General features: G+C 72.3%; 20 protein-coding genes. 5 read left to right on the top strand and 15 right to left on the bottom strand.

Translation table 11 applies throughout. The features are described 5' to 3' along the window. Positions 1-175: 175 nt before the first annotated feature. Together MLY01S_RS05060 and MLY01S_RS05055 are read right to left on the bottom strand one after the other, a co-directional pair. A complete protein-coding gene (locus MLY01S_RS05060; RefSeq protein WP_067189925.1) occupies positions 176-1,585 on the bottom strand; it encodes an MFS transporter in 1,410 nt (469 codons plus the stop codon). 129 nt (positions 1,586-1,714) lie between these two features. After that, positions 1,715-2,344 (bottom strand): hypothetical protein, encoded by a 630-nt coding sequence (locus tag MLY01S_RS05055; RefSeq protein ID WP_135103356.1) that lies wholly within the window; start codon positions 2,342-2,344, stop codon positions 1,715-1,717. A gap of 119 nt (positions 2,345-2,463) precedes the next feature. Between MLY01S_RS05055 and MLY01S_RS05050 the strand changes: the two genes are divergently transcribed. From MLY01S_RS05050 to MLY01S_RS05040, 3 genes are read left to right on the top strand one after another with little or no spacing between them, the layout of a single operon-like run. Beyond that, positions 2,464-3,615 (top strand): LLM class flavin-dependent oxidoreductase, encoded by a 1,152-nt coding sequence (locus tag MLY01S_RS05050; RefSeq protein WP_067189946.1) that lies wholly within the window; start codon positions 2,464-2,466, stop codon positions 3,613-3,615. Between the two features lie 2 nt (positions 3,616-3,617). Continuing rightward, positions 3,618-4,331 carry a CE1759 family FMN reductase gene (locus MLY01S_RS05045; protein ID WP_067189921.1) on the top strand — a complete coding sequence of 238 codons (714 nt, stop codon included), beginning with the start codon at positions 3,618-3,620 and terminating at the stop codon, positions 4,329-4,331. Positions 4,332-4,372: 41 nt separating this feature from the next. Beyond that, the gene (locus MLY01S_RS05040) at positions 4,373-4,828 is read left to right on the top strand and encodes a MarR family winged helix-turn-helix transcriptional regulator (RefSeq protein WP_067189919.1); all 456 of its coding nucleotides are present in this window, start codon (positions 4,373-4,375) and stop codon (positions 4,826-4,828) included. Positions 4,829-4,918: 90 nt separating this feature from the next. Here the strand turns inward: MLY01S_RS05040 and MLY01S_RS05035 are convergent, their stop codons facing one another. From MLY01S_RS05035 to MLY01S_RS05010, 7 genes are all read right to left on the bottom strand, one after another. Then, positions 4,919-5,875 (bottom strand): SseB family protein, encoded by a 957-nt coding sequence (locus MLY01S_RS05035; protein WP_067189914.1) that lies wholly within the window; start codon positions 5,873-5,875, stop codon positions 4,919-4,921. Beyond that, on the bottom strand, positions 5,872-6,657 hold the full coding sequence (gene priA / locus MLY01S_RS05030) for a bifunctional 1-(5-phosphoribosyl)-5-((5-phosphoribosylamino)methylideneamino)imidazole-4-carboxamide isomerase/phosphoribosylanthranilate isomerase PriA (protein WP_067189909.1): 786 nt from the start codon (positions 6,655-6,657) through the stop codon (positions 5,872-5,874). The genes MLY01S_RS05035 and priA overlap by 4 nt, the downstream gene beginning before the upstream one ends. Before the next feature lie 101 nt (positions 6,658-6,758). Further along, on the bottom strand, positions 6,759-6,914 hold the full coding sequence (locus MLY01S_RS12615; protein ID WP_167635517.1) for a CG2302 family histidine operon protein: 156 nt from the start codon (positions 6,912-6,914) through the stop codon (positions 6,759-6,761). Further along, positions 6,914-7,573, bottom strand: coding sequence for an imidazole glycerol phosphate synthase subunit HisH (gene hisH, locus MLY01S_RS05025; protein WP_067189907.1), 660 nt, complete (start codon positions 7,571-7,573; stop codon positions 6,914-6,916). The genes MLY01S_RS12615 and hisH overlap by 1 nt, the downstream gene beginning before the upstream one ends. After that, on the bottom strand, positions 7,573-8,154 hold the full coding sequence (gene hisB, locus MLY01S_RS05020; protein WP_174520637.1) for an imidazoleglycerol-phosphate dehydratase HisB: 582 nt from the start codon (positions 8,152-8,154) through the stop codon (positions 7,573-7,575). Before hisB ends, hisH begins: the two co-directional genes overlap by 1 nt. Before the next feature lie 142 nt (positions 8,155-8,296). Then, entirely contained in the window at positions 8,297-9,403 is a 1,107-nt protein-coding gene (locus tag MLY01S_RS05015; protein WP_067189903.1) for a histidinol-phosphate transaminase, read from the bottom strand. Between the two features lie 227 nt (positions 9,404-9,630). Next, positions 9,631-9,999 carry a LysM peptidoglycan-binding domain-containing protein gene (locus MLY01S_RS05010; RefSeq protein WP_067189902.1) on the bottom strand — a complete coding sequence of 123 codons (369 nt, stop codon included), beginning with the start codon at positions 9,997-9,999 and terminating at the stop codon, positions 9,631-9,633. A 261-nt stretch (positions 10,000-10,260) separates the two neighbouring features. Here MLY01S_RS05010 and lexA point away from each other — a divergent pair, with 261 nt between their 5' ends. Then, positions 10,261-11,013 carry a transcriptional repressor LexA gene (gene lexA / locus MLY01S_RS05000; RefSeq protein ID WP_067189898.1) on the top strand — a complete coding sequence of 251 codons (753 nt, stop codon included), beginning with the start codon at positions 10,261-10,263 and terminating at the stop codon, positions 11,011-11,013. A gap of 82 nt (positions 11,014-11,095) precedes the next feature. Here lexA and MLY01S_RS04995 read toward each other — a convergent pair whose 3' ends face one another. Further along, entirely contained in the window at positions 11,096-13,180 is a 2,085-nt protein-coding gene (locus tag MLY01S_RS04995; protein WP_067189896.1) for an ATP-dependent DNA helicase, read from the bottom strand. Further along, positions 13,180-14,799, bottom strand: coding sequence for a GTPase HflX (gene hflX, locus MLY01S_RS04990; RefSeq protein WP_067189894.1), 1,620 nt, complete (start codon positions 14,797-14,799; stop codon positions 13,180-13,182). The genes MLY01S_RS04995 and hflX overlap by 1 nt, the downstream gene beginning before the upstream one ends. A 410-nt stretch (positions 14,800-15,209) precedes the next feature. Between hflX and MLY01S_RS04985 the strand changes: the two genes are divergently transcribed. Then, positions 15,210-15,845, top strand: coding sequence for a class I SAM-dependent methyltransferase (locus tag MLY01S_RS04985; RefSeq protein WP_067189944.1), 636 nt, complete (start codon positions 15,210-15,212; stop codon positions 15,843-15,845). Between the two features lie 133 nt (positions 15,846-15,978). On the opposite strand, the gene MLY01S_RS04980 is transcribed toward MLY01S_RS04985, so the two are convergent. From MLY01S_RS04980 to MLY01S_RS04965, 4 genes are all read right to left on the bottom strand, one after another. Further along, a complete protein-coding gene (locus MLY01S_RS04980) occupies positions 15,979-16,299 on the bottom strand; it encodes a HigA family addiction module antitoxin (protein WP_067189892.1) in 321 nt (106 codons plus the stop codon). 14 nt (positions 16,300-16,313) lie between these two features. Further along, on the bottom strand, positions 16,314-16,574 hold the full coding sequence (locus MLY01S_RS04975) for a type II toxin-antitoxin system RelE/ParE family toxin (protein WP_067189890.1): 261 nt from the start codon (positions 16,572-16,574) through the stop codon (positions 16,314-16,316). A gap of 225 nt (positions 16,575-16,799) precedes the next feature. Continuing rightward, entirely contained in the window at positions 16,800-17,729 is a 930-nt protein-coding gene (dapF, locus tag MLY01S_RS04970; RefSeq protein WP_067189888.1) for a diaminopimelate epimerase, read from the bottom strand. A gap of 111 nt (positions 17,730-17,840) precedes the next feature. Further along, the gene (locus MLY01S_RS04965) at positions 17,841-20,411 is read right to left on the bottom strand and encodes a PEP/pyruvate-binding domain-containing protein (RefSeq protein WP_067189886.1); all 2,571 of its coding nucleotides are present in this window, start codon (positions 20,409-20,411) and stop codon (positions 17,841-17,843) included. Between the last annotated feature and the right edge of the window lie 69 nt (positions 20,412-20,480).

Here is a 20,480-nt window from a genome sequence, read left to right as displayed (position 1 = left end):
GGTCGAGGTGTCGTGATCAAGAACAGGGTCCACTGTCAGTGGAACACGGGGACCAGCAGGAATGAAACCTGTGACGGACTGTGTCCTGGACCACGAAGAGACCGTGCCCGTGCAGAGCGTGTGACCGTCATCGGGCGGCGACGCCGGTCGTTCGGCCACAGGGGGCCGACGCACATCAGGCCCGGCGCCGGCCGCGGGCGCCCAGCAGCGCGGCCACGCCCACCAGCAGCAGGGAGACGGCCACGGCGAACACATAGCCGGCCTCCGGGGACACGGAGTCGATGAACACCCCGGCCAGCGGGGCGCCCATGGCGGATCCGGCGGTCATGGCCGAGCCGTAGAAGCCCATGGCCTCGCCGCGGCGCTCCTCGGCCACCAGCAGGGAGACCGTGGAGGAGGCCGAGGCCAGGGTGGGGGCGGTGAACAGCCCGGAGAGCACGGAGACCGCCGCGAGCACCCAGAGACCGTCCACGAGCGCCATGGGCAGGGTGGACACGGAGAACAGGGCCATCAGCACCAGCGGAGACACGGCCCGAGCCATCGCACCGTAGAGCAGGCCGCCCACCGCGGAGGCCCCGCACCAGAAGGCCAGCACGATGCCCACCGCCCCCTCCTGGCCGGTCTGCTCCAGCTCCGCGATGGCGGAGACCTCGGTGCCCACCAGCAGGATGCCGGCGGCCATGGCCACCGCGTAGACAGCGGCCACCCGCCCGGTCAGCCAGGAGAACTGGCCGCGCAGCAGGGCCATCCGCTGCCCGGCGGTCAGCCGGCGCCGCTGACGTGGAGCGCGGACAGCAGCCTGGTCCTGGGTGTCGGCGGAGACCACCGGGAGGGAGCCGGTGACCGCCGGCAGCGCCCCTGTGACCACGGGGAGCGCCCCGGTCATCAGCTCGGCCGCGCCGGCGCCCGGATTGACCGGGCCGCCCTGCCCGGCCTGCTCCACGGCGCGCTCCTGGTCCTCGGCGGCGGTATAGGCACCCGGCACGGAGGGTCCGGTCAGCTGGCTGGAGCGGGTGGGCGGATCCGAGACCATGAGCACGATGCCGCCGGCGGCCGCCGAGAGCCCGATGACGGTCAGCCCCAGGGCGGTGGAGCCCAGGGTGGCCACCACGGCCCCGAGGGCCGGACCCACCATGAACACCGTCTCGGTGATGATGGAGTCCAGGGAGAAGGCGGTCTGGCGGTCCCGTCCGCGGGTCATCACGCCCAGGCCCTGACGGACGATGGAGAAGATCGGCAGGGCCAGCAGCCCGGCCAGGAACACGCCCACCAGCATCAGCGCATAGGGCAGGTGCGGGACCACCGGCCAGAGCACGGCCACCGCGATCACCGAGGGCAGCAGGGTCCGGCGCACGCCGCGCCGGTCCAGCACCCTTCCGCGCCAGGGCGAGCCGATGGCGATGCCCAGGGTCATCACCGCGGTGGCGATGCCCGCCATGCCGTAGCCCAGCCCCAGGGTGGTGGCCACGTGCAGGGTCAACACCACGCCGGCGGCGGTGTTCGGGAAGCGGGCCACGAATCCCACGGCCAGCAGGCTGCGGATGCGCGGGTCCAGCAGCAGACGGCGGTAGGCGGTGAAATCCACCGGGCCATCCTAGGGCGTGGAGGGCGCTCTCACACCTGCGCCGGACGACCGGCGGACCGCCGAGCACGACGACGCCGCCCGCCGTCCTGGGCAACGCACCCTGGGGCTCCCGCGGGGGGCCGGGGCGGCTCAGACGCGCATCTGCGCCGCGGTACGGGTGAGGTCCAGGGCCAGGATGGTGCCCAGGATGGCCAGGCGCACGATGCGCGGGGCGACCGGGTCGATCGCGACGACCACCTGGGTGACCCCCGCGGTCCACTCAGGGTGGCCCGGAGCCGTGGTGCGCACGGCAGCGGCCACGCCGGGGCCCGCAGTGAGGTGGTAGGAGCCCTCCAGGGCGTCGCCGTGCAGCACCAGGCGAGTGCCGTCGCGGACCTCGGTGACGACCTCCACCCCGGCCAGGGTACGGGAGCGCCGGACCACGGCCAGCGGGCGGCCCCCGGCGTCCATGAGCTCCACCACGCAGCGGTCCAGGCCCAGCACGTCCCGGGCAGTGAAGGCGAAGGTGCCGTCGGCCTCCCACATGGTGAGGTCGCGAGCGCAGGACAGCCTCTCGGTGCCGGGGGTGTCCTGGATGCGGACCCGGCCCATCACGCGCCCCTCGACGTCCTGCACAGGGACCTCGCCCGAGACGTCCAGGGCCAGACGGGGCAGCACCAGGGTCCGCTGGGTCTGCCCCTCGGTGCCCTCCATCACCCAGGCATCCGAGGCCCGCGGCCGGGGGCGTCCGCCTGCGGGGTCGAAGACACGGGAGGCCATGCCCATCTTTATGCCCTTCCCCGCCCGATACCAGGGAATACCCCGCCCCTCCGCCTCGTTGGACCGCATAGTTCAGTTTTGGACAAGTTCCGCCCGGCCCCAAGGAGAGCGTGAGCACCATGCAGTTCGGCGTCTTCACCATCGGCGACATCACCACCGACCCCACCACCGGCACCACTCCCACCGAGCATCAGCGCATCAAGGACACCGTCAGGATCGCCCGTCACGCTGAACAGGCCGGCTTCGACGTCTTCGCCACGGGCCAGCACCACAATCCACCGTTCGTGGCGCCCGGCAACCCGCCGACCCTGCTGTCCTACCTGGCCGCGGCCACGCAGCGGATCATCCTGTCTACCGCCACGACCCTGATCACCACCATGGACCCGGTGCGCCTGGCAGAGGACTACTCCTACCTGCAGCACCTTGCGGACGGCCGGGTGGACCTCACCCTGGGCCGGGGCAACACCGGCCCCGTGTACCCGTGGTTCGGCAAGGACATCCGGCAGGGCATCGAGCTGGCCGTGGAGAACTACCACCTGCTGCACCGGCTCTGGCATGAGGAGTCCGTCACCTGGTCCGGCCGCCACCGCACGCCGCTGCAGGACTTCACCCTCACCCCGCAGCCTCTGGACGGCGTGGCCCCGTTCGTCTGGCACGGCTCCATCCGCTCCCCCGAGATCGCCGAGCAGGCCGCCTACTACGGCGACGGCTTCTTCCACAACAACATCTTCTGGAACAAGGAGCACGTGATCCGCATGGTCCGCCTGTACCGCCAGCGATACGAGCACTACGGCCACGGCGCCGCCCACCAGGCCTTCGTGGCCCTGGGCGGGCAGGCCTTCATGCACCGGGACTCCCAGGAGGCCGTGCGCCGCTTCCGCCCCTACTTCGACAACGCCCCGGTCTACGGCCACGGCCCGTCTCTGGAGGAGTTCAGCCGCCTGACCCCGCTCACCGTGGGCTCCCCGCAGCAGGTGATCGAGCGGACCCTCGAGTTCCGCGAATGGGTGGGCGACTACCAGCGCCAGATGTTCCTGATCGACCACGCCGGCCTGCCCACGGACGTGGTGCTGGAGCAGATCGACCTGTTCGGCGAACACGTGCTGCCGACACTGCGCCGGGAGTTCGCCGCCCGGAAGCCGTCGGATGTCCCCGAGGCACCCACCCATGCCTTCCTCGTGGAGCGGGCCCGCCGCGGGCAGGCTCCGGTGCCCGGCGGCACAGCGGACTCTCCTGCCGGTCGCGAGCGCGCCGCGGCGGCGGAGGCATGAGCATGAACACCCCTTCCTTCCCGACGGCGTCCCACGCCTCCGACGCGCCCGTCCGGCTGACCGCCGTGTCCGGCGGCATGGGCGAGCCGTCCCTCACCACCCGCCTGTCCACGCGCCTTCACGACGCCGCCCGGCGGGAGCTGGAGGCCCACGGCCTCGATGTGGAGACGGCCCAGGTGCCCCTGCGCCCGCTCGCCACGGCGGTGGCACAGGCCCATCTGGGCACGGTCCGCGAACCCCACCTGGACAGGGCGCTGGACACGGTGCTCGCCTCCGACGCCCTCGTGGTGGTGGCCCCCACCTACAAGGCCTCCATGGCCGGGATGGCCCGGGCGTTCTGGGAGCTCGTGGAGGACGGAGCGCTCCGGGGCGTGCCCGTCCTGCTGGCCGCGACCGGCGGCACGGCCCGCCACAGCCTCGTGCTGGACACCTCCCTGCGGCCGCTGTTCGCCCAGCTGGGGGCCACGGCCCTGCCGCACGGAGTGTTCGCCGCAACGGACGACTGGGGCGGCGGACCGGCCACGGCGGACGGCGCCGGGGCCCTCGACGTACGCATCGCAGGCGCCGGAGCGGACCTGGCCCATGCGGTGCTGCGGGAGCGGGCCGCACCCCGCCCGCCCGAGGCCTCTGTGAGGCTGCCGCCTGCGGACATGCCCACGGCACAGGCACCCTCCCCCACCGAGACACCGTTCGCGGCCATACTGGGAAGGCCCTGACACCGGCAGGGCACGGAACCGTCAGAGCCGGGAGGAGGACCATGGAGACCGTCGATGCCCCGTCGCCGTCAGGCCGCCGCGACGTGTGGCGCTCCTACTTCGAGTCCAGTGCCATGCTGACGCAGCGCCTCGAGCAGTCGCTGCGTGCCGAGACAGGCCTGTCCCTGGCGGACTACAACGTCCTGCTCCTGCTCACCGAGGCCCCGGAGCGCCGGCTCCGGATGGGCGAACTCGCCCGGAAGCTCGTGTTCTCACCGTCCCGGCTGACCTATCTGATCGGGTCACTGGCCCGGCGCGGGCTGGTCGTCCGGCAGGACGCCGTGGACGACGGCCGCGGCAAGGAGGCGTCCCTCACCGATGCCGGCGCCCAGGCCTTCCGGCGCGCGGCCGTCCTGCACGCCCGCGACGTGGACGAGCTCTTCCTCGACGCTCTGTCCGAGCAGGACCTGGCCGTCCTGGCACGGGTGTTCGCCCGCCTCGGCCGCCACCTGTCCTGACCGTACGAGGTCCCGGCGCGCGGGCAGCCTGCGCGCCGGCCATGCCCCGGCGGCGGACAGACACCCGTTCCGACCCCGCACCCGGTGTGCTCAGCGGCGCACGGTGATCTGCACGGAGTCCGCCCGCTCGGCCAGCAGCGGCAGGTCGGCCAGCAGCATCCGCAGGGTGGTGGTCATCAGACGCACGGAGGTCTCGTCCGCCCCCTTCTCCGGCATCGCGACGACCTGCAGCTCCGGGCCGGAGCCGCCGCCGTTCATGACCGTGCCGGAGGCGGACTCGGTGGCCACGCCGGTGCCCGGTGCCAGGCCCAGATTCAGCAGACCGGGAACAAGGTCCGCGACCGAACCGATCTCCTGGGCGATCTCCTGATCCCAGTAGGACGGGGTCCAGTCCTTCTGCTGGGCCAGCGCCCACACGGCGGGGCGGCGCACCACATAGGTATGCTCGGCACCGGCATCCACCACCACGAGCTCACAGCCCTCGTCCACGGCGGACAGGCAGGCGCGCGGCATCCACACCGCCACCGGCCGGGCCTGCGGATTCCAGGCCGTCAGCGCCGGGACGGAGGTGAAGACGGGCAGCGCCTGCCGGCCGTCGGCGGCGCGCATGGTCACCAGGGCGACGTCGGCGGCCTTGTCCCCCTCGGACAGGTCGTGCTCGTGGCCGGAGTGGTCCGCATGGTCGTGCACGTCGGACTCGTCCACGGCCAGGGTCGGCACCACGGCGGCGAAGACGCGGATCCCGGAGAGGACCTTCGTCACGTGCGTCTCGTCCGCCTCGCTGGTCTCCAGCCGAGCCATGACCTCGGTCCACTCGGCCGGGCTGGTGCCGTCGTCCTCGTCGAAGACGTGCAACGGGTTCTTCGACCCCTCGAGGCCGGGCCCGGAGAGGTCCCGCCCCTGCCAGGGGACGCCGGCGGTGTCCGCGGTGTTCTCCCCCGCGGTCTTCTCCCGCATCCGGTCCAGAGCGGCGCGGATGTGGCCCGGCAGCTCGCGGCTGCCCGGCTGCGGGACGTCGACGGTGTGCTCGGTGTCCCCGCCGGTCACTCGGCGGCCTCGAACGGGTGCGCGGCACGGGCCTCGTCCACGGTGGCCCCGGCGGCCACGGCCAGCGCCTGCTCCAGGGAGAAGCGGCCGGCGTAGAGGGCCTTGCCCATGATGGCCCCCTCCACGCCCTGGTCCACCATGGCAGCCAGGGCGGCGACGTCCTCCAGCGAGGAGATCCCGCCGGAGGCCACCACCGGCTTGGTGGTCGCGGCACACATCTGGGCGAGCAGCTCCGTGTTCGGGCCCTTGAGGGTGCCGTCCTTGGTCACGTCGGTGACCACGTAGCGGGAGCACCCGGCCTGCTCGAGGCGCTCGAGGACCTCCCAGAGGTCCCCGCCCTCCTTGGTCCAGCCGCGGGCGGCCAGCACCGTGCCGCGCACGTCCAGGCCGACGGCGATCTGCTCGCCGTACTGCTCGATGACGCGGGCGGTCCACTCCGGGTCCTCCAGCGCCGCGGTGCCGAGGTTCACGCGGGTGGCGCCCATGGCCAGGGCGTTCTCCAGGGAGGCGTCGTCCCGGATGCCGCCGGAGAGCTCGATCTTCACGCCCAGCTCCTCGACGACGCGCTTCATCACGTCCCGGTTGTCGCCGCGGCCGAAGGCGGCGTCCAGGTCCACCAGGTGGATCCACTCGGCGCCGGCGTTCTGCCAGTCCAGGGCGGCGGCCAACGGGTCGCCGTAGCCGGTGGCGGAGCCGGCCTCGCCCTGGACGAGGCGGACCGCCTGGCCGTCCTGGACGTCCACGGCCGGGAGCAGCTCGAGGGCCTTGCGGGAGGAGGTCATGGGGGTGATCCCTTCTTCGGGGGTTCAGGGGGTGGGACGGACACCGCAGGTGGGCGGCCGTCGTCGTGGTTCGTCAGGCGGGCCCACAGCCCGCAGACCCGTCAGGGGACGGTGAGGAACGCCGCGGCGATCGCCATCACGGCGAGCACCAGCGCGATCGCGACGGCCCACCATGGGGCGCGCTGGGAACGCAGCGACCAGGCGGCGCCGAGCAGGATGCCGCCGAGGCCGAGGTAGAGGATGGACCAGTACGGCATCAGAGGGACCCCAGCCAGTTGGCCAGCAGCTGCAGGCCGGCGTCCCCGGACTTCTCCGGGTGGAACTGCGTGGCCGAGAGCGGCCCGTTCTCCACGGCCGCCACGAAGTCCGTGCCGTGGTGGGCCCACGTGACCTGCGGCGGCTTCATGGCGGAGATGGACTGGTCGAACTGCCACCTCAGCACGCCGTAGGAGTGGACGAAGTAGAACCGCTCGTCCTCGACGCCGCGGAAGAGCACGGTGTCCTCGGGCGGGCGGACGGTGTTCCAGCCCATGTGCGGCAGCACGTCCGCCTGCAGCTCCTCGACGAGACCGGGCCACTCCCCCATGCCCTCGGTGCGCACGCCGTGCTCCACGCCCTCGTCGAAGAGGACCTGGTGGCCCACGCAGATGCCGAGCACGGGGCGGCCTCCGGCCACGCGGCGGCCGATCCAGCGGGTGCCCCCGGAGGCCGCGAGCGCCTCCATCACGGCGGAGAAGGCGCCGACGCCGGGGACGAGCAGGCCGTCCGCGTTCAGCACGGTGTCCGCGTCGTCGGTCAGCTCCACGGTCGCGCCGGCGCGTTCGACCGCACGGACGGCGGAGTGGACGTTGCCGGAGCCGTAGTCCAGGACGGCGACGGTCGGCCTCACGCCGGGGACGGAGGTCGGGCTCGCCATCAGAGGGCGCCCTTCGTGGACGGGATGTCGTTCACGCGCGGGTCGTCCTCCACGGCCGCGCGCAGGGCGCGGGCGAAGGCCTTGAACTGGGCCTCCACGATGTGGTGCGGGTCCCGGCCGCGCACCACGTCCATGTGCAGACAGATGGAGGCGTGGTACGTGATCGACTCGAACACGTGGCGGGTCATGGAGCCGGTGAAGTGGCCGCCGATCAGGTGGTACTGCTGCCCCTCCGGCTCGCCCTCGTGCACCAGGTACGGCCTGCCGGAGACGTCGACGACGGCGCGCGCCAGCGCCTCGTCCAGCGGCACCGACGCCTCGCCGAACCGACGGATGCCGCGCTTGTCCCCGAGGGCGGCCTTGAGGACCTCTCCGAGGGTGATGGCGACGTCTTCGACCGTGTGGTGCACGTCGATGTGGGTGTCGCCCGTGGCCCGGACGGTCAGGTCCATCTGCGAGTGCTTGCACAGCGCCGTGAGCATGTGGTCGTAGAACGGCACGGTGGTGGAGATCTCGGCGGTGCCGGTGCCGTCGAGGTCCATCTCGACGTACACGTCCGACTCGCTGGTGGTGCGCTGCATGCGGGCGCGGCGTCCGGAGACGAGCTCTGCTGCCACGGCGGTCCTCTCTGGGTGCGGTCGCCGGCGACGGGCCGGGCGATCGGGCGGTTCGGGGAATCGCCTCCCATCGTACGGAGGCGGGCGGTGCGGTGCCGCCTCGGTCTCAGCGGCCGAGCACCTCGGCCAGTGCGGTGAGGAACGCGGTGGTCTCCTCCTCGGTGCCGGCGGTGACGCGCAGATGGTGCGGGATGCCCACGTCCCGGACGAGCACGCCGCGCTCCAGCAGGCCCTGCCAGACGGCGTGCGCGTCCTCGAGGCCGCCGAAGAACACGAAGTTCGAGTCCGAGACGGCCGGGGTGAGGCCGTAGTCGCGGAGGGTGTCCACGATCCGGTCGCGCTGCACCTTGATCTCCTCCACGGTCTCCAGGAGCGCGTCCACGTGCTGCAGGGCCGCGTTGGCGGTCGCCTGGTTCACGGCGGAGAGGTGGTAGGGCAGGCGCACAAGGCGAAGCGCGTCGCAGACCGCCGGGTCCGCGGCCATGTAGCCGAGGCGGACGCCGGCGAGGGCGAAGGCCTTGGACATGGTGCGGGTGACGACCAGGCGCGGTCGGCCATCGAGCAGGGTGAGGGCCGGCTCGGTGCCGGCGAGGGCGAACTCGGCGTAGGCCTCGTCCACCACGACCATGGCGGCCGGACCGCCCGCGGCGGCGACCTCCTCCGTGGCGTCGTAGACGGCGCGGATGGTGTCCAGGGACAGCGCGGTGCCGGTCGGGTTGTTCGGGGACGCCAGGAACACGAGGTTCGGGCGGTGGCCGCGGATGCAGGCCGCGGCGTGCTCGGCGGAGAGCGTGTAGTCCGCGGCGCGGCCGCCGTCGATGAACTCGGTGTCCGTGCCGGAGGCCAGCAGCGGATACATGGAGTAGGAGGGCAGGAAGCTCAGCACGGAGCGGCCCGGGCCGCCGAAGGCCTGCAGGATCTGCTGGAGGACCTCATTGGAGCCGTTGGCCGCCCAGAGGTGCTCCGGGGTGAGGCCGTGGCCGAGGTAGTCCGCCAGACGCTCGCGCAGCTCCACGAACTCACGGTCCGGGTAGCGGTTGAGACCGCCGGCGACCCGGGCGACCGACTGCACGATGGCGTCGGCCACGATCGGAGGCACCGGATGCGTGTTCTCGTTGGTGTTCAGCGCGACGGTGACGTCCAGCTGGGGCGCACCGTAGGGACTCTGCCCCTTCAGGGACTCGCGGAGCGGGAGGGCGTCCAGATCGGTCATGGCGATCAGTCTAGGAACCGCCGCCGCCGGCGGCCGCCGCGTGACGCCCGAGGGCGCGGGCAGCGACAGAGGGGGAAGCACGCCGGGCGGCGGCGGGGTCTGGAGCAGGCCTGTGATCAGCCGGGAGCCGCGGGATCGTTCCTGCGCAAGAGGAGGATATGAAGGGATCGGGGGCACGACGTGCGGGGATCCAGCCGGTGCAGTCGGCCATGGCCGGCACGGGCGGGTCAGTCCGCCATGGCCGGCACGAAGAGGTCGTCGCCGGTCTCGAGGGTGCGGCCCTCGAGGCCGTTGAGCTCGGTGATGCGTTCCATGGTGGCGAAGCGGTCGGCCGCCGGATCCACACGGCCGGCGATGTCCCACAGGTTGTCACCGGGCATCACGGTGACCTTCTCCAGCTCCGCGCCGGCCTGATTGGAGGACACGGCCGCCGGGGACAGGGTGATGGACAGGGCCGTGGCCGCCAGAGCGGTGAGCACGGCCGCCAGCACCATCACGGGCAGGCCGCGCAGGACGAAGCGGCCGCGGCGGTTCAGCCGCCAGTCGGCGGCCTGGACGGTGCCGGTGCGGGTGACGGAGCGGGTGCGAGCGTTCATGGTGCTGCCTTGCCTTTCCACCTGCCGGAGCAGGCTGTTCGAACATCCGTTCGATCTGTTCGAACACTTTTCTAGCACACGTCTTCGAGACACGCCATGCCGAGTTCGAACATATCTTTGAACCGGTCGGTCTCCTGGGCTACGGTCGAGCCACGGGTTCCACCCGTGGACGACCCTCTCCAGGTGACGCCGGACAGCAGACCACAAGGGGCGGACACGATAGGGAACACCGCCGACGCCGCCGAGCAGGAACGGACCGCCATGGCCACTCCTCAGCCCCCTGAGCACCCCACCGGGACGCCGCAGACCCTCACGCCGCGCCAGCGCGCGATCGTGGAGACGATCCGCGCGTCCATCGCCGAGCACGGCTACCCGCCGTCCATGCGCGAGATCGGCGACGCCGCCGGCCTGGGCTCACTCTCCTCCGTGAAGCACCAGCTCACCCGCCTCGAACAGTTCGGCTACCTGCGCCGCCACCCGGGCCGCCCTCGTGCCCTCGAGGTGCTGCGGGACGAGGACGGGACACTCCTGGCCGCCTCCGGCGAGGCCGCCGGTGAGGCCGCAGCCGGCGCGACGTCCGCCGACGGCGACGCCGTGGTCTCGGCGCTGCCCACATGGCACACCGGCACGGAGGAGGGAGACTCCGTCCCCGTGCCGTGGGTCGGCCGCATCGCCGCCGGTGGGCCGATCCTCGCCGACCAGCAGGTCGAGGACGTCATGGCACTGCCCCGCCGCCTCACCGGCGAGGGCGAGCTGTTCATGCTCAAGGTCTCCGGTGACTCGATGGTGGACGCCGCCATCTGCGACGGCGACTGGGTGGTGGTCCGCCGCCAGAACACCGCCGTGAACGGGGACATCGTCGCCGCCCTGATGGACGACGAGGCCACCGTGAAGACCTTCCGTCAGCGCGACGGCCACACCTGGCTGCTGCCGCAGAACACCGCCTACGAGCCGATCCTGGGAGACCACGCCACGATCATGGGCCGCGTCGTCACCGTGCTCCGCGCCCTCTGAGCCGCACCGCCCGGCGCCACGAAGCCCCTCACCCGGGTGAGGGGCTTCGTGCAGGTGAGGAGCCGTCGTCGGGAAGGCGGCGTCAGCCGTCCTGATCCACGGACGCGGCGAGGCGGCCGAGGACGCCTTCCACCACCGTCGGGTCCGTGGTGCGCCAGAAGTCCGGCAGGGCCGAGGCGAGGAAGCCGCCGTAGCGGGCGGTGGCCAGACGGGAGTCGAGCACGGCCACCACGCCCCTGTCCTGCACGGAGCGGATGAGACGGCCGGCGCCCTGGGCCAGGCGGATGGCGGCGTGGGTGGCGGAGACCGCCATGAACCCGTTGCCGCCGTGGCTGCTGATCGCACGGGTGCGGGCCAGGGAGAGCGGGTCGTCCGGACGTGGGAACGGGATGCGGTCGATCACCACCAGGCGCAGCGAGGGGCCCGGGACGTCCACGCCCTGCCAGAGGCTCATGGTGCCGAACAGGCAGGTGTCCGGCTCCTCGGCGAACTGCTTGACCAGCGCGGAGAGGGTGGCGTCGCCCTGGCAGAGGATCTCGATGTCCTTCCCGCACCGGCGGCGCATGGCCTCGGCGGCGTCCTCGGCGGCCCGGCGGGAGGAGAACAGACCCAGCGCCCCGCCGCGGGAGGCGGTGATGAGCCGCTCGAGCTCGTCCAGGGACTCCTCGGAGGCGAAGCGGCCCGGCTTGGGAAGGTGGCGGGCCACGTAGAGCACCCCCTGCCGCGGATAGTCGAAGGGACTGCCGACGTCCGCGACCGTGAACCTCGGCGCGTCCGGTCCGGCCAGGCCCACGTCCCCGGCCACGGAGTCGAAGCGGCGCTCGCCCGTGCCCACGGTCAGGGTGGCGGAGGTGAGCACAGTAGTGGCGGCGCCGAACAGCCCCTCGCGCAGCTTGCCGGCCACCGAGAGCGGGGCCACGTAGAGCTGGGGCGGGTCCTCCTCGTTGCCGGGCTGCCAGCCGACTCCGGGCTCGAAGTGGCCGGGACGGGTGGCCCAGACGACCTCCGGGAAGTCGGCCTCGGGCCGTGCGGCGAGCATCCGCTCGGTCACCTCGAGCACGTCCAGAGCGCGGGCCCGGGCCATCTGACGGCCGCCGTCGGTCTCGGTCTCCTTGCCGGTGCCGAGGTCGGACAGGCACTGCCGGACGGCGGCGAGCACGGCGTTGAGCGCGGTCTCCTGCGCGTCGTCCAGGCCGGTGGCCAGCAGCCCGGAGGGGCAGGGGGTGAAGGCGGCGTCCAGGCTCGCTGCGGCCGCGACGAGGTCCTCCACGGCCACGGTGCCGTGGCGGCGCAACGACGTGGCCGCTCCCAGCACGATCGAGCCGGACAGCTGCCCGGTGACCGCGCCGGTGACCCGGTCCTGCAGCTCATGGGCCTCGTCCACGATCACCGCCGAGTACTCCGGCAGCACGGCCAGGCCCTCGAACGCGGAGATCGCGAGCATCGCGTGGTTGGTGACCACCACGTCCGCGTCGGCGGCGTTGGCGCGGGCGCGCTCGGAGAAGCACTCTTCGGCCACGGGACATTTGGAGGCGCCGAGGCAGTCGGTCGCGGAGACCGAGACCTGCCGCCAGGCGCGGTCCGTGACGGGGACCTCGAGGTCGTCCCGGTCACCGGTCTCCGTCTGCTCGGCCCACGTGCGCAGGTACACGACCTCGCGCCCGAGGGAGGTGGTGGGACCGGACTCGTCATCCGCCTCGGTGGAGAGCATGCCGCCGTCGTCCGCCACGGTGAAGAGGGTCTCGGCGTCCTCGTCCCCGGGGTAGCCGCCGTCCACCTTGTGTCGGCACAGGTAGTTGGAACGGCCCTTCACCAGGGCCACCACCGGCTCGCGCGGGAGCTCGTCCCTGAGGGCCTCGATCAGCCGGGGCGCGTCCCGGCGCATGATCTGCGCCTGGAGGGCGAGGGTCGCGGTGGCCACCACCACGGGGTCCTCCTGCTCCATGGCGTGCTGCAGCGCCGGGATGAGGTAGGCCAGCGACTTGCCGGTGCCGGTGCCGGCCTGCACCAGCAGGTGCCGCCGGGACTCCAGGGACCGGGCGACCTGCAGGACCATCTCCCGCTGGCCCTCGCGGTGCTGACCGCCGGTGGCCTCCACGGCGGCGTCCAGCAGCGCGAGGGCCTCGCGCTCGCGGTCCGTGCGCGGGGTGCTCTGCTGCGTCCCCATCAGTCCTGCCGGTCCACGCGGTAGGCCTCGATCTCCCCGGCCACATCCGGCCGGACGAGCACGTGCATGCGGGTGCCGCCCTCCTCATAGGTCTCGGAGAGGATCTCCGCGTCCGGGGAGTGCAGGCGGGAGACGAGCTCGCCGTGGGTGAAGGGGATGAGCACCTCCATCGGCACGTTCGGCCGCGGGATGGTGTCCGCGATCAGCTGCTCCAGCGCCTCGATGCCCTCGCCGGTGCGTGCGGAGACCACCGCGGTGTGCGGCTCCTTGGCGCGGATGCGGGCGATCACGGCCGGATCTGCCGCGTCCGCCTTGTTCAGGACGATGATCTCCGGGATGTTCTGCGCGTCCACCTCGGCGAGCACCCCGCGCACGGCGGCGATCTGCCCTTCCGGGTCCGGGTGGGCGGCGTCCACCACATGGAGGATCACGTCCGAGTCCGTGACCTCCTCCAGGGTGGAGCGGAAGGCCTCCACCAGCTGGGTGGGCAGGTTGCGCACGAAGCCCACGGTGTCCGAGAGGGTGTAGCCGATCCCGTCCGGGGTGACCGCCTTGCGGACGGTCGGGTCCAGGGTGGCGAACAGGGCGTTCTCCACGAGCACGCCGGCCTTGGTGAGGCGGTTGAGCAGGGAGGACTTGCCGGCGTTGGTGTAGCCGGCGATCGCCACGGAGGGCACCCTGTTGCGGCGGCGGTTGGCGCGCTTGGCCTCGCGGGCCGGCTTCATGCCCGCGATGTCCTTCTTCAGCTTGGCCATCCGGGTGCGGATGCGGCGGCGGTCCAGCTCGATCTTGGTCTCTCCGGGGCCGCGGGAGCCGATGCCCTCGCCGCCGGCGGCGCGGCCGCCGGCCTGGCGGGACATGGACTCTCCCCAGCCGCGCAGGCGCGGCAGCAGGTACTCGAGCTGGGCCAGCTCCACCTGGGCGCGGCCCTCGCGCGACTTCGCGTGCTGGGCGAAGATGTCCAGGATCAGGGCGGTGCGGTCGATGACCTTCACGCGCACCAGGTCCTCGAGCGCACGGCGCTGGGACGGGGCGATCTCGGAGTCCACCACCACGGTGTCCGCGCCGGTCATGGCGACGATCTCCCGCAGCTCCTGGGCCTTGCCCTTGCCGAGGTAGGTGGCCGGGTCCGGGGTGTGGCGGCGCTGGATGACGCCGTCCAGGACCTCGGAGCCGGCGGTCTCGGCGAGCGCGGCGAGCTCGCGCAGCGAGTTCTCGGCGTCCTCGGCGGTGCCCTCGCTCCAGACGCCGGCGAGCACCACGCGTTCCAGGCGGAGCTGGCGGTACTCGACCTCGGACATGTCCTCGAGCTCGGTGGACAGCCCGGCGACGCGGCGCAGGGCGTTGCGCTCGGCGAGCTCATCCTGGTCGCCGTCGTAGCCGGTGTGCCCATGGCCGCCGTCGTCGAGCGCGAGCGCCCGGCCGGACAGGGCGGAGCCACGCTCTGCCGAGCCGTCCTCAGCGGCGAGGTCGGCGGCCGCCGGCGAGCGGCCGTCGTCGTGGGTCTGGTCCTGAGCGCCGCCGTGGGTGGCGAGGATGCGGTCGATAACGGCCTGGATGTCGTCATCCCCCGGCTGCTGGGGGTCGACGTCCGGGGTGTGGCTGTTCTTCTGGGTCATGGTCTCCTCTGGGCCGGCCGGGGCGGCGGCATCGGTGCCGCGCGGGCGCCGGCGGGCCCGGGTCTCAAGCGTAGTGGGTGGTCTCTGCGGTGGACCGCCGGAGCGACAGGCTGTGGAAGCGGCGCACCCTGTGCAGGAGGAGATTGACGACGACGGACGGTCGCCTACTCCTGCTCGGGCATGCGGGGGTTCCTGGTCGCCTCCGTCAGCCGTGGCACGCGGGGCGCGCACGGGCGGCACCGGGTGGGTGCGGACGGGGCGGAGCTGTCGGCGAGCGGTGCTCGAGCCGTGGGCTCAGAGGTACATCAGGAACATGCGGGACAGCATACCGATCCGGCGCCTGGTGTGCACGGGGCGCCGGTTCGCCGCCCGCTCTGTCCGCGGACGGGTCCCGGTGGGGCGCCGGTACGATCGTGGCCGTGACCAGCAGCGCCCACTACTTCTCCGCAGACCCCGGCACCCCCGAACGCCGCCGCACGATCAGCGTCGAGCTGGCCGGGCGGCAGGTGCGCGTGCAGACCGCGAACGGGGTCTTCTCCCCCGAGGGGATCGACAAGGGCACCGGCGCCCTGCTGTCGGTGGTGCCGCAGCCGCCGGCGGAGGGATCGTTCCTGGACGTGGGCGCCGGCTGGGGTCCGATCGCCCTGAGCATGGCGCTGCAGTCCCCGGCCGCGACGGTGACGGCGGTGGAGGTCAACGAGCGCTCGTTGGCGCTGTGCCGGGACAACGCCGCCGCCGTGGGCGCGGGCAACGTGACGGCGGTGCGTCCGGAGGAGGTGGCCGAGGATGCCGGCTTCGACCTGATCTGGTCCAATCCGCCGATCCGCATCGGCAAGCCGGCTCTGCATGCGCTGCTGCAGCGGTGGCTGCCGGCGCTGAACCCGGGCGGGCAGGCGTGGCTGGTGGTGCAGAAGAACCTCGGGGCGGACTCGCTGCTGCCGTGGATCCGCACGATGCTCCAGCAGCGGGCGCCCAGCGAGTTCACCGCCGAGCGCGCGGACAGCGTGAAGGGCTTCCGGATCCTGAAGGTGAGCAGGAAGAGCTGATCGCCGCCCCGAGCGTTTTCGTTCGGGAAACGGTCGAGTTCCAGAGCGCTTTCGTTCGGGAGAGCGTCGAGTCTCGGAACACCTGCATTCGACGAAGAGACCGAGCACCGACGGGGCGGGAGGCGCCGAGGGCTCAAGCGACCTGCAGGGGCTGGATCTCCTCGAGTTGCCCGTCGAGCACCCGATGCTGCATGCGCAGCTCGTAGTCGACCTGAAGGTTCATCCAGAACTGTTCCGATGTGCCGAAGTAGCGCGCCAACCGAATGGCGGTGTCGGCGGTGATGCCGCGCTTGCCGAGGACGATCTCGTTGATGCGGCGCGGCGGGACGCCCAGGGCGACCGCCACGCGGTTCTGAGACAGGTCGAAGCCCTGGATGAAGTCCGCCAAGAGGATCTCGCCCGGATGGACGGGCTCGATCAGGTCCAGGTCAGTGGCAGTCGACGAGTTCGACATCCTCCGCTCCTCCTTCAGTCCAGACGAAGCAGAGCAGTCCAGACGAAGCAGAGCCGCCACTGCGTATTGACACGGATGCTGTACTGACCACGTCGGTCACCGACGAGCTGTTCCAGGCGGTTCCCCGGTGGAATCCGGAGATCGTCCACCACATGGGCGGCGTTGATCATCTCCAACTTCCTCAGGGTCGCGCGCTGCACCGTTCGATCGATGCGCTTCACGTAGGCCCCGTGCCAGATGCGCTCGGTGTCCTTGCTTCCGAACGATCTGATCATGCACTCGGAGTATAACGCTCTGCGTCATGGATGGGTCGGGTGTGGAAAACCTTCGCCGTCTGCGCGACGGCCCCGCTGCCCCACAGCCGGGCGGTCGCAGGAGCGTCGGGTTGGCTGCACGACGAACCCGACGTTCTTCCGAACGAAAGTACCCCGGAACGCGACGTTCTCCCGAACGAAAGCGCTCCGGGACTCGACGGTTTCCCGAACGAAAGTGCCAGGGGTTCAGCCGAGGGTGCCGCGGAAGACCAGTTCGGCCGGGCCGGCGAGGACCACGTGCTCGGTGCCGTCGGCGTGGGCGAGGAAGTCGACGGCCAGCAGGCCGCCAGGGACCTCCACGAGCCAGGAGTCGCAGCCTTCGGTGCCGGCCCAGGCGCGCATCGCGGTGGCGGCGGCGCAGGCGCCCGTGCCGCAGGACCGGGTCTCCCCCACTCCGCGCTCGTGCACACGCATCTTCACCCGGCCGACGCCGTCGCGGATCATCGGCTCGAAGGCGGCCACGAACTCCACATTGGTGCCTCCCTCCGGGGCCGGCTCCACGTGCGGGGCGCGGGTCAGGTCCAGCTCGGCCAGGTCCTCGAAGGACTGCACGGGCACCACGGTGTGCGGATTGCCCATGGAGATGCTCAGCGCCGGACGGGGATCCTGCAGGCCCGCGGCCTCCACCACGGAGTCCGACGCCGCTTCCTGCGCCAGCTCCGGGTCGATGTAGCTCCACGGACCCATGTCGATGGCGTAGCCGTGGTCCAGGCGGGTCACGTGCTTGACGCCGGCGCGGGTGCCGATCGCCAGGGTCTGCCCCGGCTCGAGGGGCACGAGCTGCTCGGACACCAGGAAGTGCACGAACACGCGCACCCCGTTGCCGCACATCTCGGACACGGAGCCGTCCGCGTTGCGGTAGTCCATGAACCACTCGGCGTCCGGATGCTCGGCCAGCAGAGCCTGCCCCTCGGCGAGGTGCTTCGAGGGCACCGCACGGATGACGCCGTCGCCGCCGATGCCGTGGTGGCGGTCGGCCAGCGCGGCCACCTTCTCGGCCTCAAGGGCCACGGTGCCGTCCGGGTCGGCGATCAGGACGAAGTCGTTCCCGGTGCCGTGCCCCTTGGCGAAGGTCAGTCCGGACAGGGCGTCGAGGGCGGCACGGTGCTTGCTCATGCCGCCCAGTCTAGGGGCCGCAGCCGGCCCGGGACGGCCGCCGGCTCGGGATGTCCCCGTCGGCCGTCGGCTCGGGATGTCCCCGCCCGCCGCCGGCCCTGGTCCCGGCCCTCACTCCTGAAGCAGCGAGACCGTCCCGGCGGAGCCGTCCACGCGCACCTTCTGCCCGTTCTCCAGCCGCTGCATCACGCCGCGGATCGCCATGACGGACGGCAGCCCGAGCTCGCGCGCGGTCACCGCGCCGTGGGAGAGCGCGCCGCCGGACTCCGTGATCACCCCGGAGGCCTGGTAGAACAGCGCGGTCCAGGCCGGGTTGGTCGTGCGGGCCACGAGGATCGCTCCGGAGGGGAAGGACGCGAAGTCCTCCGGCCCGTGCACCAGGAACACCTCGCCCTCGACCGAACCCGGGCTTCCGGCGGCGCCCACGAGCGCGTCGTCGTCGAACTGCTCGGCCTCCGACTTGCCCCACACCCAGTCCGGGGTCCCTGCACACGCGGCCTCGTAGGCCGCCTTGTGTTCGGCGGCCACCGCCGTCAGCGGCGCCAGATCCTGCTTCCCGACGGCGGCGCCCTCGCCGTCCGAGGGCGTGTGGCCGTCGTCGTGCCCCTCGCCGGTGACGCCGAAGGCGGCGTCCAGGTCCGCGACCGGCAGGAAGAACGCGTCCATGGGGTCGCTGAGCACGCCCTCGTCCACCAGGCCGGCGCCGAGGGAGCGGACGGCGCGGCGCAGGATCGGACTCATGCGGGTGGTCTGATAGTGCTCGAGGTCGTCCAGGGCGGTGTACTCGCGGGCCAGGCGGATGACCTCCTGCACCAGGTAGCGCAGCGGGTCCGGGACCTCGGCCAGCACGGCCAGCTCGGTCTCCATGGCGGTGACCTTCGCCCGCCGGTCCGCGGCGGCGTGGTCCTCGTCCTCGCGGTCGGCCATGAGGCGGATCTGGTCCAGGACGATGTGCGGGGCCTCCACCCAGGTGGGATGGTAGGCGTCGAAGTCGAGCTCACGGTGGCCGTGCCGCTGCAGGAACCGCGTGAAGGCGGCGGCGAACTCCGGCCACGTCTCGAGGCGGTCCACCACGGCGGCCGCACCGTCCGCGGCGAGCGCGTCCAGTAGCTCCGGGGTGGCGCGCAGGGTGCGGGAGAGCTCCCACAGCTCGGCGTTGACCTGACCGGTCTTGGTGTCCGTGGCGGAGAGGAGCTGCTCGAACACCTGCTGCGCCTGCTCCGTGCTCAGCGCCATGGACAGCATGCGCTGCAGGGCGCCGTAGAGGGTGCGCTGGGTCAGGGAGATGGCGATGTTCGGCAGGAAGTAGGCGTTGCCGGCGGCGGCGATGGCCTTGACGTGCTCCCAGCGGGCCGGCAGGCCCAGTGCGTCCGGGTCCACGGCGTCGAGCCGGCCGAGGGCGAGCAGGTAGGTGTCCAGGTCCCGGGCCCACTGCAGGGGCAGCTGCTGCACCCAGGAGTAGTCGCGGATGATCTCCGGGATGGCGGCCTCGAGGGACTCGGCGTCCGTGAGCATGCGCAGCGGCAGCCGGTCCGCGTAGAGCTCCACGGCGGTCTGGTTGCCGTAGATCCAGGAGTCCTTCATCACGAACCACTTGTCGTCGAACGGCGGCAGGCCCATGAGGTCGAAGGAGTGGTTCAGGGAGCGGTGGAAGCCGTCCTCCACCAGGTCCCAGGTCAGCGGGGCGATCGGCGTGGGGAAGCGCTCCGCGGACTCATCCCGGGTGAGCCGGGCGGCCACGCGGGTGACGGGGCGGGACTGCAGCAGGAACAGCCGCCCCTGCGAGTACGCCCATTCGATGTCCTGCGGGAACCCGGCGTGCACCTCGGCGGCCACGGCCAGGTCCGCGACCTCGGCACGCTGGTCCTCGGTGAGGGCCGGGCGGGCGCCGTGCTCGGCGGAGAGGTCCACCTCCTTCGTGCCGCCGTCGGGCAGGGAGACGAGGGCGTGGGGCTTCTCCGCGATCGTCTCGGCCACCTGCTCGTGCCCGTGGCGGGCGACGATGTACTCGTCCACCGGCTCCTCTCCCCCGACGACCGTCTCGCCCAGGCCGAAGGCCGCGTTGATCAGCACGTGCCCCATCTGCCCGCGCACCGGATCCACGGAGAAGGCGACGCCGGCCGCCTCCTCGGCGCCCACCTCCACCATCTGCTGCACGACGACGGCCATGGCCGCCTCGAGATGGTCCACCCCGAGCCGCTGCCGGTACCGCATGGCATGGGCGTTCCAGAGCGAGGCGTGGCAGGCAAGCACCTTCGCCAGCACGTCCTCCACGCCGCGCACGCCCAGGTGGGTGTCGTGCTGGCCGGCGAAGGCGGCGCCGGGCAGGTCCTCCATGGTGCCGGAGGACCGCACCGCCACCGCGTGGTCTGCCAGCCCCGACTGCTCCATCAGCGCGGCGAGCCGGCTGCGCCAGGCCTCCGGGACCTCGGCGGCCAGGATCAGCTCCTGGGCTTCGGCGGCGGCGGTGTCCACGTCGGTCTCGCCGGCGTCCAGGCGGGCCAGGACCGCCCGCAGGTCCGCGGCGATGTCCTTCACCAGGTCCCGGTAGGCCTCGGCGGTGACGATCAGCCCCGGCGGCACCGGCAGCGCACGCGCCGTCCGGGCCAGGGACGCGCCCTTGCCTCCGGACACGGCCAGCTCGGCGGCGTCCTCGTGGTGGAAGTCGATGATCAGGGCCATGGCGTCTCTCCTGGTGGCGGGTCGGGCGTCTGGTTGAGGAACGGTCGGGACGAGGTGGCGGGCAGACCC

This window comes from Micrococcus lylae NBRC 15355 (genome assembly GCF_001570885.1).
Taxonomy (GTDB): Bacteria; Actinomycetota; Actinomycetes; order Actinomycetales; family Micrococcaceae; genus Micrococcus; species Micrococcus lylae.
Note: the sequence above shows the minus strand (reverse complement) of the source record. Positions and strands in the feature narration are given on the sequence as shown.